Here is a 12125-nt window from a genome sequence, read left to right on the forward strand (position 1 = left end):
CGGGCACAGCGGTCGGTAGTGCGGTGTTCACATACTGAGAACCCGCAGTTCCGCTAAGGGGCTTGAGCGGATCATGCTCCTGACGGCGCCCTGAGAGGGGTCTCCGGATATCGGACAGCGGGCGCGGCGCCAGCGGACGGACGGGCGGACGGGGGCACCTCGGCCGCGCATTGCGGGATTGTTACGGAGGGTGATCATCGCGGGGCCGGTGATCCGGCCGGGATCATTCCCCCGGAGCACTCGCCGTGCCGGGCGGTCGCCAGTTCTCCGAGCTTCCCGTCGCCCCGCCGGCCGCCTCGCAGCGACGGCGCGCCTCGCGTTCGGCGAGGCCCTCCGCCGCCGCGCGCCCGGACCGCCGCTCCTCGGCCCGCGCCGCCACGAGCACCTGGTCGTGGATCGCGTACTGCTCGTTCGACAGACCCTTCTGCTCCCAGTCGAGCCCCGCCCATGGGCTGCCCGCCAGCGCTTCCCGCACCCAGTACGCGATCAGACGCGCGCACACGTCCGCCGGGGAGCTCGCCCGCGGCGCCGGCTCCCGTGGCGCGCCGCAGCCGGCGACCGGTGGGAGCAGGCAGCCGGCCAGGACCGCGGCGATCGCGGCCCTGGCCGGCCGAAGGGCCGCTTGTATCACGGGAGTTGGACGAACGGCTTCAGGAAGGAACGGGCACCGGCGGAGTCCAGCCGGTACGTGACGTTCGTGGCGTAACAGGGCGTGTCACCGGTGATCGTGGTGGCGACCAGGGTCAGCCGCCCGCCCAGCGTCGCGAAGTTGGGGCCGCCCGAATCGCCGTAGCAGGCACCGCCGTTGCCCTGCGGGGCCGTCATGCCGAGCCGCAGCCATGCCTCGTTGAGCGCGTTGAAGGTGACCGGCGCCTTCATCCGGACGCCGCCGCCCGGGTGGGTGTGCCCGCCCGGTCCGCGCTCGGCCTCCCGCGTGCCGTACCCGGCCACCAGGAAGGAGGTGGAGTTCAGCCCCTGCGCGCCGAGCGCGTCGAGCGCGCCGGCCTTCGGCAGGCTCGCCGGGGTGAAGGACCAGCGGGCTTTCATCGCCTCGGCGGGGACCTCGATCACGGAGATGTCGTGGGTGTCCGAGGCCGGCCCCGGGTAGCCCGGGTGGTTGTGGGCGGTGCCCTCGACGGCCACGCTGCGTGCGACCGCGGCCGGGTCGCCGGGATGCCGGGCGGCCGCCCGGTCCAGGCCGGCCTGGACGTCCTGGTCCAGGGAGACGTGGAAGCGGACGTTGTCCGGCCAGTCGGTGGTGCAGTGCGCGGCGGTCAGGAAGGTGTCCGCGTCGATCATGGTGCCCGAGCAGACCCAGTCGACCCGGTCGGGCGTCGCCGGATTCCCGTCGTCGTCCCAGGTCGCGACGAGCGCGCCGACCTCGGTGCGTTCGGGAGCGGGAGCCGCGTTGTACGAGTTGATCGCGGCGGACGGGATCGCGGTGGCGATCACGGCCGCGCAGGCGGCGGCGGTGACGGCGGTCATCGCGGAGGTGGTGCGAACGGCGGTCACGAAGAACCCCTCGGTGGGTGAGTGGAACGGGTGTTCTCCTGTGGGGGGAGGTTCGCCAGTGAAGCGCCTGCCGCCCCGCCGGGCAAGAGGGCGGGAACGAGGCGGAGTTGAACGCCGGTACGCCGGAGGGGGCGGTGCTCCACGGCACCGCCCCCTCCGGCGTACGTACGGTCGGGTCCGCGGGCGCGGCCGGTACGGTCGCCGGACCGGTGGGACCCGGGGGCGTACCGGGCCGCCACGGGCGGCGGGGCTCCGGGCGGCGCACCGCCGGGACGCGCGCCGGACCGCGCGTGCGCGGGATCAGGCCCGGCCGGCCTCCGGGAGGTCCCCCGCGTCCTTCGGGGTGACCTCCCGCAGCATGCACGTGAGCCGGGCCGAGCAGACCCGCTTGTCCTGCTCGTCGGTGATCACGATCTCGTACGTGGCGGTGGACCGGCCCCGGTGCACCGGCGTCGCGACCCCCGTGACGAGCCCGCTGCGCACCCCGCGGTGGTGGGTGCAGTTGAGGTCCACACCCACGGCGATCTTCGACACCCCGCCGTGCAGCATGGAACCGATCGACCCCAGGGTCTCGGCCAGCACCGCGGACGCGCCGCCGTGCAGCAGCCCGTACGGCTGGGTGTTGCCCTCCACCGGCATGGTGCCGACGACACGCTCGGCCGAGGCCTCCAGGATCTGCACACCCATCCGGTTCCCCAGGTGTCCGGCCGAGAACAGGGCCGGCAGGTCCACGCCGAGCGCGGCGTACTCCTCGATGACCTCCTGCGGGAACTTCACGTGCTGCTGCTCACCCATGCCCGGCTCCGTTCGTCCTCGTACGGCTCGATCCGCCTGAGCGAACGCTTAGGCGGGGGCCGATTCTTCCAGACGCACGATCACCGACTTGCTCGTGGGGGTGTTGCTCACATCCGCGGTGGCCTCCAGCGGCACCAGCACGTTCGTCTCCGGGTAGTACGCCGCCGCGCAGCCCCGCGCGGTCGGATAGTGCACCACCCGGAAGCCGGGCGCCCGCCGCTCCACGCCGTCCGTCCACTCGCTCACCAGATCCGCGTACGCCCCGTCCGCCAGGCCCAGCGCCGCCGCGTCGTCCGGGTGCACCAGGACGACCCGGCGGCCCCCCGTGATCCCCCGGTAGCGGTCGTCCAGACCGTAGATCGTGGTGTTGTACTGGTCGTGCGAGCGCAGCGTCTGGAGCAGCAGCCGGCCCTCCGGCACCCTCGGGTACTCCACGGGTGCGGCCGTGAAGTTGGCCTTGCCGGTCGCCGTCGGGAACCGGCGCTCGTCACGCGGCGCGTGCGGCAGCGCGAAACCGCCCGGGTGCGCCGCGAGCCGGGCGTTGAAGTCCTCGAAACCGGGCACCACACGCGCGATCCGGTCCCGGATCGCCCCGTAGTCGGCCTCGAACTCCTCCCACGGGGTGGCCGACTCCGCCCCGAGCACGGCCCGCGCCATCCGGGCCACGATCGCCGGCTCGGAGAGCAGATGCGGACTCGCCGGAGGCAGATTGCCCCGCGAGGCGTGCACCAGGCCCATCGAGTCCTCGACCGTCACGACCTGCCGTCCTGACCGCTGCACGTCCTTGTCGGTACGGCCGAGCGTCGGCAGGATCAGCGCCCGCCGGCCCGTCACCGCGTGCGAGCGGTTCAGCTTCGTCGAGACGTGGACGGTCAGCCGCGCGTTGCGCATCGCCGCCTCGGTGACCTCGGTGTCCGGGGACGCCCCCACGAAGTTGCCGCCCATGGCGAAGAACACCTTCGCCCGGCCGTCCCGCAGCGCCTGGATGGAACGGACCACGTCGAAGCCGTGGTGGCGCGGGGAGACGATCCCGAACTCCTTGTCCAGGGCGTCCAGGAACGCGGACGCGGGCCGCTCGAAGATGCCCATCGTGCGGTCGCCCTGCACGTTCGAATGGCCGCGGACCGGGCAGACACCGGCACCCGGCCGCCCCACGGCCCCGCGCAGCAGCAGCAGGTTGACCACCTCCCGGATGGTCGGCACCGCGTGCTTGTGCTGGGTGAGCCCCATCGCCCAGCAGACGATGGTCCGCTTCGAGGCGAGGACCATCTCCAAGGCCTTCCCGATCTCCGCGCGGGTCAGCCCCGTCGCGGTGAGCGTCTCCTCCCAGTCCGCCTCACGGGCGGCCGCCGCGAACTCCTCGAACCCGTGCGTGTACTCCCGCACGAACGCCTCGTCCACCGCTCCGGGCGTCTCCAGGACCAGCCGGTTCAGAAGCCGGAACAGGGCCTGGTCGCCGCCGATCCGGATCTGGAGGAAGAGGTCCGTGAGCGCCGCGCCCTTCAGCATGCCCTGCGGGGTCTGCGGGTTCTTGAACCGCTCCAGCCCCGCCTCCGGCAGCGGGTTGACCGAGATGATCCGCGCCCCCGCCGCCTTCGCCTTCTCCAGCGCCGACAGCATGCGCGGGTGGTTCGTGCCCGGGTTCTGCCCGGCGACGACGATCAGGTCCGCCCGGTGCAGGTCCTCCAGCGAGACACTGCCCTTGCCGACGCCGAGCGTCTCCGTCAGGGCCGACCCGGACGACTCGTGGCACATGTTGGAGCAGTCCGGCAGATTGTTCGTGCCGAATTCGCGCGCGAACAGCTGGAGCAGGAACGCCGCCTCGTTGCTCGTGCGCCCCGAGGTGTAGAACAGCGCCTCGTCGGGGGAGCCGAGCGCCCGCAGCTCCTCGGCGATGATCGCGAACGCGCGCTCCCAGGTCACCGGCTCGTACCGGTCGCCGCCCTCGGGCAGATACACCGGCTCCGTGATCCGGCCCTGCTGCCCCAGCCAGTAGCCGCTGCGGGCGGCCAGCTCCGCCACCGGATGCGCGGCGAAGAACGCGGGGGTCACCCGGCGCAGCGTCGCCTCCTCGGCGACGGCCTTCGCCCCGTTCTCGCAGAACTCGGCCACATGACGCTTCTCGCCCTCCGGCCAGGCGCAGCCGGGACAGTCGAAGCCGTCCTTCTGGTTGACCTTGAGCAGGGTCCGGGCCGTACGCAGCGGCCCCATCTGCTCCTGGGCGATCCGCAGCGTGTGCCCGACGGCGGGCAGGCCGGCGGCGGCGTGCTGCGGCGGGCCGACGCGCGGCGCGTCCTGGACCGGGTCACCGGCGGGCGGCTTGCTGACCATCGCGCTCTCCCTTGAGCGGTCGTCCTGCGGCGTACGTCTCCGATCCTGTCACGTGCCACCGACAGCCGGTGCCCCCGCCCGCGGCCCACCGGGCGCTGGACGGGAATGTCAGTGGTCCGTGGGAGGATCGTCCCGTGGCCGAGACAGCATCGAAGAAGACCGAGAAGACCGAAGAGAAGCGCCCCCGGCTCATGCTCATGGACGGGCACTCGCTGGCGTACCGGGCGTTCTTCGCACTGCCCGCGGAGAACTTCACGACCGCGACGGGACAGCCGACGAACGCGATCTACGGATTCGCGTCGATGCTGGCGAACACCCTGCGCGACGAGCAGCCCACGCACTTCGCCGTCGCGTTCGACGTGTCGCGCAAGACCTGGCGCGCCGAGGAGTTCCCCGAGTACAAGGCGAACCGCTCGAAGACCCCCGACGAGTTCAAGGGGCAGGTCGAGCTGATCGGCGAGCTGCTCGACGCCATGCGCGCCCCCCGCTTCGCCGTCGACGGGTACGAGGCCGACGACGTCATCGCGACCCTCGCCACCCAGGCCGAGGCCGAGGGCTTCGAGGTCCTCATCGTGACCGGCGACCGCGACTCCTTCCAGCTGGTCAGCGACCACATCACCGTGCTCTACCCCACCAAGGGCGTCTCCGAGCTGACCCGCTTCACCCCGGAGAAGGTCCAGGAGAAGTACGGACTCTCCCCCTCCCAGTACCCGGACTTCGCCGCCCTGCGCGGCGACCCGTCCGACAACCTCCCCGGCATCCCCGGCGTCGGCGAGAAGACCGCCGCCAAGTGGATCAACCAGTTCGGCTCCTTCGCCGAGCTGGTCGAGCGCGCCGACGAGGTCAAGGGCAAGGCCGGCCAGAACTTCCGCGACCACCTGGAGTCGGTCAAGCTCAACCGCCGCCTCACCGAGATGGTCCGGGACGTCGAGCTGCCGAAGACCGTGGCGGACCTCGCCCGCGAGCCGTACGACCGCACGGCCGTCGCCCTCGTCCTCGACACCCTGGAGATCCGCAACCCCTCGCTGCGCGAACGGCTCCTCGCCGTCGACCCCGGCACCGCGGAGGAGACCGCCCCGGCGCCGGCCGCCGGCGTCGACCTCGACTTCACCGTCCTCGGCGCGGGCGAGCTGGCCCCCTGGCTCGCCGCCCACGGTGACCAGCCCCTCGGCGTCGCCACCGTCGACAGCTGGGCCCTCGGCACGGGCAACGTGTCCGAGATCGCCCTCGCCGCCGCCGGCGGCGCGGCCGCCTGGTTCGACCCGAGCACCCTCGACGAGGCCGACGAGCGGGCCTGGGCCGCGTGGATCTCCGACCCCGAGCGCCCCAAGGCCCTGCACAACGCCAAGAGCGCCATGCGGGTCTTCCCCGAGCACGGCTGGACCGTCGCCGGCGTCACCATGGACACCGCCCTCGCCGCCTACCTCGTCAAGCCCGGCCGCCGCTCCTTCGCCCTGGACGCCCTCTCCGTCGAGTACCTCGGCCGTGAGCTCGCCCCCGCCGCCACCGCGGACGGACAGCTCGCCTTCGGCGCCGACGACACCGCCGAGGCCGAGGCGCTCATGAGCCAGGCCCGCGCCGTGCTCGACCTGGCCGCCGCCTTCGACGAGAAGCTCGCCGAGGTCGGCGCCCGCGACCTCCTCCACGACGTCGAGCTGCCCACCTCGGCCCTGCTCGCGCGCCTGGAGCGGCACGGCATCGCCGCCGACCGCGAGCACCTGGAGGCCATGGAGCAGCAGTTCGCCGGAGCCGTCCAGCAGGCCGTGAAGGAGGCCCACGCCTCCGTCGGCCACGAGTTCAACCTCGGCTCGCCCAAGCAGCTCCAGGAGGTCTTCTTCGGCGAGCTCAACCTCCCGAAGACCAAGAAGACCAAGACCGGCTACACGACGGACGCCGACGCGCTCGCCTGGCTCGCCGCCCAGACCGAGCACGAACTGCCCGTGATCATGCTCCGCCACCGCGAGCAGGCCCGGCTGCGCTCCACCGTCGAGGGCCTGATCAAGACGATCGCCGCCGACGGCCGGATCCACACCACCTTCAGCCAGACCGTCGCCGCCACCGGCCGTCTCTCCTCCACCGACCCCAACCTGCAGAACGTGCCGGTGCGCACCGACGAGGGCCGCGCCATCCGCCACGGCTTCGTCGTCGGCGAGGGCTTCGAAGCCCTCATGACCGCCGACTACAGCCAGATCGAGCTGCGGGTCATGGCCCATCTCTCCGAGGACGAGGGCCTGATCGAGGCCTTCACCTCCGGCGAGGACCTGCACACCACCGTCGCCTCCCAGGTCTTCAGCGTGGAGCGGTCCGCCGTCGACGCCGAGATGCGCCGGAAGATCAAGGCCATGTCGTACGGCCTGGCCTACGGCCTCTCCGCCTTCGGCCTCTCCCAGCAGCTCGGCATCGACCCGGGCGAGGCCCGCGGCCTCATGGACACCTACTTCGAGCGCTTCGGCGGGGTCCGCGACTACCTCCGCCGGGTCGTCGACGAGGCCCGCGCCACCGGCTACACCGAGACCATGCTCGGCCGCCGCCGCTACCTGCCCGACCTCAACAGCGACAACCGGCAGCGCCGCGAGTCCGCCGAGCGGATGGCGCTCAACGCCCCCATCCAGGGCACGGCCGCCGACATCGTGAAGGTCGCCATGCTGCGGGTCGACCGGGCGCTGACCGAGGCGCGCCTCTCCTCCCGGATGCTCCTCCAGGTCCACGACGAAATCGTCCTGGAGATCGCGCCCGGTGAGCGTGAGCAGGTCGAGGCCCTGGTCCGCGAGCAGATGTCCGCCGCGGCGGACCTGCGCGCCCCGCTGGACGTCTCCGTCGGCGTCGGCCCCGACTGGGACTCCGCCGCGCACTGACACCCGGCCGCCGCGGGTGCGTCCGGGCATCTCCGTACGCACCCGCGGCGGCTTTTTCCGTGCGCGGGGTTCACGGCGCGGGGCCGGGCGGGGACCGGACACGGGCGGTTCCGTGCACGGGACCGGGCGTTTCGCCGGGTGCGGCGCGTCAGCGCGCTCCCGGACCGGAATGTTCCGCGCCGCCCACCGGGACCTCCTCCCGCGAGGCCGCCCCGTCGGCATACGACGCCGTACGCTCCGAGACCGGCCGCGCGGGCCGCAGCAGCCGCACCGCCGTGCCGTACAGGCCGTACAGCACCAGCCCTACGGCGAGCCCCGCGCCCGCCCCGAAACAGGCGGTCGGGATGACGTCCAGCGGCGTCTCGACGCGGTCCCAGCCCCAGTACGCCGCCCAGCGCAGAACCCGGTGGGCGACGCCGGCCAGGACACAGCCGCCCAGCAGCCCGAGGGCGAGGAGCCGTCCACGCCGGCCCGGGACCGGCACCCCCGCCGGCAGCGGAAGCTCCGGCGCCTCCCGCACGGCCCGCACCGCGAACCAGCCCAGCACCCCGAGGGCCAGCGCCGAACTCCCGTACTGGGCGTACGTGTAGACCGGGAACCCGGCCACGACCTCGCCGAGGAAGGGGATCGCCCGCGTCCCCCAGCGGTCGATGTGGGTGAAGGTGTCCCACACCACGTGCGTCGTCGCGCCCAGCGCGGCGGACAGGGCGAACCAGACCGCGAGCGTTGCCGGACGGCGCTCCCGCCAGACGGCGCCGCGCACCGCCCCGTACAACCGCCCGCGCCACCGCTCGGGGAGGAGGGCCGCGAGCGGTTCGCGCACCGCCAGCCACAGCGTGACGAGGACCGCCGCGATCAGCACGTCGACCGTGACGATCCCGGCGGGGGAGTGGGTCACCTCGCCGAAGACCATCGCCTCGGGCACCGCCGTGGCCGCGAAGTAGGTCATGTCGGGCGCGAAGGAGCCGGTCACGAGGGCGGAGGCGACCAGCGGACCGCGCGCGACCCCGCTCCGCCGTAGCACGGGCAGCACGGCGGCGGCGTGGCTCAGCGTGAACGGCAACGGTGGCTCCTTGGCGGTGCGGTGCGAGGACAGGGGTGGGCGTGGTTCGCGGCCGGTGCGGGCGAACGCTTCGGCGGTGGGCGCGGACGCCCGGTCTCCAAGAGGGCGGTGAGGGCCCTTCCGGTTCCGGCGGTCCGGTGCCGGGCGGCCGAGAGGTGACGAAAGCGTGAAACCCGGGAGGGCTGTGTACCCGCCGGTACGGAGTTGGCATAAAGTCGCCGGAGGTTTGCGCGCGGGGAGCGCGAGAGCAGTCGACGGGGAGGGGACCACAGGGATGGCAGCGCAATTCGGCCGCCGGCTGAGGAGGAGTGCCACGAGCGGTGCGGTGGTCGCCGCGGCGGTCGCGGCGCTCGCCGCGTCGCAGGCACCGGAACTGGCGCCGCCCGCCACCGACAACGCGGGCGGTGACCACGCGATCGGTGCCGGGGAGACCACCGCGCCGCCCGGTGAGGACTCGGCCACCGGCGACTCCGTCTACTTCACCGACCTGCCGCCGCTGAACACGCCCAACAAGCCGGGCGTCACCCCCAAGCTGCCGCCGGTCGTCACCGGCCCGGCCGAGGCCGGCATACCCGCCTCCGTCCTCTCTGCCTACAAGCGGGCCGAGCAGTCCATACGGGCGACCGACCCCGGCTGCAACCTGCCGTGGCAGCTGCTCGCCGGCATCGGCAAGGTCGAATCGGGCCAGGCCCGCGGCGGACGCGTCGACCCCAACGGCACCACCTTGGCGCCGATCCTGGGGCCCGCCCTCAACGGTGTCGGATTCGCCAACATCAGCGACACCGACCGGGGTGCCTACGACGGTGACCGCGTCCACGACCGTGCCGTCGGCCCCATGCAGTTCATCCCGTCCACCTGGGCCGACTGGGGCCAGGACGCCAACGGCGACGGGAAGAAGGACCCGAACAACATCTACGACGCCGCTCAGGCGGCCGGCCTCTACCTCTGCGCGGGCGATCGGAACCTGGCGCTCAAGGCCGACCTCGACCGGGCCGTCCTCAGCTACAACCGCTCCACCGAGTACCTGAACACGGTCCTCTCCTGGTTCGAGTACTACAAGCGCGGCACGCACACCGTCCCGGACGGCACCGGCGTCCTGCCGATCGACCGCAGCGACGGCCGCGACCAGCGCCACCGCCCCTCGCCCACCACGCCGTTCCTTCCCGCGCCGCTCCACCCGGCACCCGGCACCGGCAGCCCCGAGCCCGGCCCCAGCACCCCGGTCACGCCGCCGAGGACCACACCGCCGACGACCGGGCCGACCACCCCGGCGAAGCCCACCACGCCCACCCGGCCGACCACGCCGACGACCCCGTCCAAGCCGCCGACCAGCGGCCCGGTCGGCCCGGCCAAGGTCGCGCGGGTCAAGGCCGTGGCAGGGGCGACCCTGACGGCCCGCACCGACAGCGTCTTCGCCACCGCCCCGAAGGCCGTGGCGATCGACGCCGCCGGCCTCCCGGTCGCCGGAGTGAGCATCCGGTTCTCCATCACGGGGACCACCGACAGCCGCTTCGCGGGAGGCGGCACCACCGCCACCGTCACCACCGGCGCGTCCGGTGTGGCCGTCGCCCCCGCCCTCCGCGCGGGCGAGACGACCGGCACGTTCACCGTCCGTGCCACCGTCGTCGGCCGCGCCCTGCCCGCCGCCGAGTTCACCGCGACGGTCACCGTGCGGAAGGCGGACGCCCTCGTCCGCCTCGCGGGCGACCCCCTCACGGCCACGGCCGGCACCTCCTTCACCCAGCGGCTCCAGGTCAAGGCCACCGAGAAGGGCGCCCTCGCCCCCGGGGTCGGCGTCACCGCCGTGATCACCGCCTCCGCGACCGGCACGGCGCAGAGCGCCGACGGCCCGTACTTCGCCAAGGACGCCGCCGGCAACCCGGTGCGCACACGCGTCCTCAAGACGGACGCCAACGGGCTGCTCTCCCTCTCCGGGATCCTCGCCGGGGACAAGGCGGGCGAGTACGTCCTGCTGCTGACCGCCCCCGGCGGCGGCACCCAGCGGATCACCCTCACCGTGACCGCGCCCGCCCCGACGCCGACCCCCACGCCCACCCCGACGCCGACCCCCACGCCCACGCCGACTCCGGCCCCGGAGGAGTCGGCGACCTCCCCGGCACCCTCGGGAAGCACCGGCACCACCTCGCCGGCCACCTCCTCACCGACCCCCACGCCCTGACCCGCCCGGGCCGGTCAGCCGCTCCGGCCGCGCCGCCCCTCGTCCCCCGGGACGGGGGGCGGTCCCGTGTGCGGCGACCTCTCCGTCTCAGCCCTCCCGTCTCAGCCGCGCGTTCGTGTGCCGCGTCGCTTCCGCGGTCGAGGGGTCCTCGGGCCAGGGATGCTTCGGGTACCGTCCGCGCAGCTCCGAGCGCACCGAGCGGTAGCCCTCGTGCCAGAACGAGGCCAGATCGGCGGTCACGGCGGCGGGTCGCCCGGCGGGGGAGAGGAGGTGCACAAGGACCGGGACCCCCGCCACCCGAGGGGTCCGCGCCAGGCCGAACATCTCCTGGAGTTTCACCGCGAGCACCGGCCGCCCGCCGGAGTAGTCCACGCGTATCCGCGAACCGCTCGGCACCTCGATGCGTTCCGGAGCCAGCTCGTCCAGCCGGCCGGCCTCGCCCGTCGCCCACGGCAACAGCGTGCGCAGCGCCGCCCCCGCGTCGAGCCGTGCGAGATCGGCACGGCGCCGCGCCCGGGACAGCTCCGGCTCCAGCCACTCCCCGGCCCGTTCGATCAGCGCCTCGTCCGACACGTCCGGCCACGGCTCACCCACGGCGCCGCGCAGGAACGCCAGCCGCTCGCGCAGTTCCACCGCCTCCCGCGACCAGCGCAGCAACCCGAGCCCCTCGCGGCGCAGCCCGTCGAGCAGCGCCTCCCGCACGAGCCCGGCGCCGGCGGCCCGCCCGAGCGGCCGGACCGTCAGCTCGACCGCGCCCAGCCGCTCCACCACGCGCGCCACCACGTCCCCGTCCTCCCAGCGGACCTCCTCACCCTCGCTCCACAGATGTGCCGCGGCCCGGCGGGCCGTCCCCTCGTCCAGCACGGCCGCCAGCCGCACCCGGGCCGTCGCGTCCCGCACGGTCCGGTCCGCGACCGCCACGGCCAGCCAGGGCGCCGCGCCGAGCCGGGAGCCCTCCGCGAGCCGGGCCCCGCTTCCCGACACCATCAGGAAGCCGTCCTGCTCACGGCGCCGGGCGACCCGCTCCGGAAAGGCCAGCGCGGTCACCAGGCCCGCCACCGCGTCCTCGCCCGCGACCGCGGACTCCCCGGCCGCCCCGCCGCGGTCCGCCTCGCCGGCCGACCGCTCCAGGCGCCGGACCTCCGCCCGCCACCGCGCCCCGTACCCGTCGCCACCCCTCCGTGCCTCCAGCCAGACCGCCACCAGGTCGTCCCCGTACTCCCGGGGCGGCTCCTCGCTCAACAGCGCCACCACCTCCGCCGTACGCCGGAGGCCCACCTCGGGAGCCGCGTCCAGCAGGGCGCGGGCCAACCGGGGAGGCAGCCCGAGCCGGGCCATGCGGACACCGCGCCCGGTCGCCCGGCCCTCCGCGTCCACCGCGCCGATCGCC

At 74.0% G+C, this 12125-nt stretch carries 8 protein-coding genes; 2 read left to right on the plus strand and 6 right to left on the minus strand.

Annotated elements, in window-relative coordinates; all coding sequences use genetic code 11:
• Nucleotides 1-223: 223 nt before the first annotated feature.
• From RIF68_RS12075 to RIF68_RS12090, 4 genes are all read right to left on the minus strand, one after another.
• On the minus strand, nt 224-502 hold the full coding sequence (locus RIF68_RS12075; RefSeq protein WP_309051198.1) for a hypothetical protein: 279 nt from the start codon (nt 500-502) through the stop codon (nt 224-226).
• Between the two features lie 125 nt (nt 503-627).
• Nucleotides 628-1512, minus strand: a complete 885-nt coding sequence (locus tag RIF68_RS12080) for a trypsin-like serine protease (RefSeq protein ID WP_309051199.1) — start codon at nt 1510-1512, stop codon at nt 628-630.
• Between the two features lie 300 nt (nt 1513-1812).
• A complete protein-coding gene (locus RIF68_RS12085) occupies nt 1813-2307 on the minus strand; it encodes a hotdog fold thioesterase (RefSeq protein ID WP_309051200.1) in 495 nt (164 codons plus the stop codon).
• A 48-nt stretch (nt 2308-2355) separates the two neighbouring features.
• Nucleotides 2356-4638 carry an FdhF/YdeP family oxidoreductase gene (locus RIF68_RS12090; RefSeq protein ID WP_309051201.1) on the minus strand — a complete coding sequence of 761 codons (2283 nt, stop codon included), beginning with the start codon at nt 4636-4638 and terminating at the stop codon, nt 2356-2358.
• A 134-nt stretch (nt 4639-4772) separates the two neighbouring features.
• Here RIF68_RS12090 and polA point away from each other — a divergent pair, with 134 nt between their 5' ends.
• Nucleotides 4773-7493: a DNA polymerase I gene (gene polA, locus RIF68_RS12095; RefSeq protein WP_309051202.1), complete on the plus strand. Its 2721-nt coding sequence runs from the start codon at nt 4773-4775 to the stop codon at nt 7491-7493.
• A gap of 148 nt (nt 7494-7641) precedes the next feature.
• On the opposite strand, the gene RIF68_RS12100 is transcribed toward polA, so the two are convergent.
• On the minus strand, nt 7642-8556 hold the full coding sequence (locus tag RIF68_RS12100; protein ID WP_309051203.1) for a DUF4184 family protein: 915 nt from the start codon (nt 8554-8556) through the stop codon (nt 7642-7644).
• Nucleotides 8557-8830: 274 nt separating this feature from the next.
• Between RIF68_RS12100 and RIF68_RS12105 the strand changes: the two genes are divergently transcribed.
• Nucleotides 8831-10735 carry a lytic transglycosylase domain-containing protein gene (locus tag RIF68_RS12105; RefSeq protein WP_309051204.1) on the plus strand — a complete coding sequence of 635 codons (1905 nt, stop codon included), beginning with the start codon at nt 8831-8833 and terminating at the stop codon, nt 10733-10735.
• A gap of 87 nt (nt 10736-10822) precedes the next feature.
• On the opposite strand, the gene RIF68_RS12110 is transcribed toward RIF68_RS12105, so the two are convergent.
• On the minus strand, nt 10823-12125 hold a 1303-nt coding region (locus tag RIF68_RS12110; protein WP_309051205.1), incomplete at its 5' end, for an ATP-dependent helicase C-terminal domain-containing protein.

Origin of the sequence: Streptomyces sp. (genome assembly GCF_031178505.1) — a bacterium.
Taxonomy (GTDB): Bacteria; Actinomycetota; Actinomycetes; order Streptomycetales; family Streptomycetaceae; genus Streptomyces; species Streptomyces gulbargensis.

Excerpts from the sequence above, each read along its gene's own strand:
- RIF68_RS12085 (WP_309051200.1), bottom strand. The coding sequence starts at position 2,307 with ATGGGTGAGCAGCAGCACGTGAAGTTCCCGCAGGAGGTCATCGAGGAG.
- RIF68_RS12105 (WP_309051204.1), top strand. The coding sequence starts at position 8,831 with ATGGCAGCGCAATTCGGCCGCCGGCTGAGGAGGAGTGCCACGAGCGGT.
- RIF68_RS12090 (WP_309051201.1), bottom strand. The coding sequence starts at position 4,638 with ATGGTCAGCAAGCCGCCCGCCGGTGACCCGGTCCAGGACGCGCCGCGC.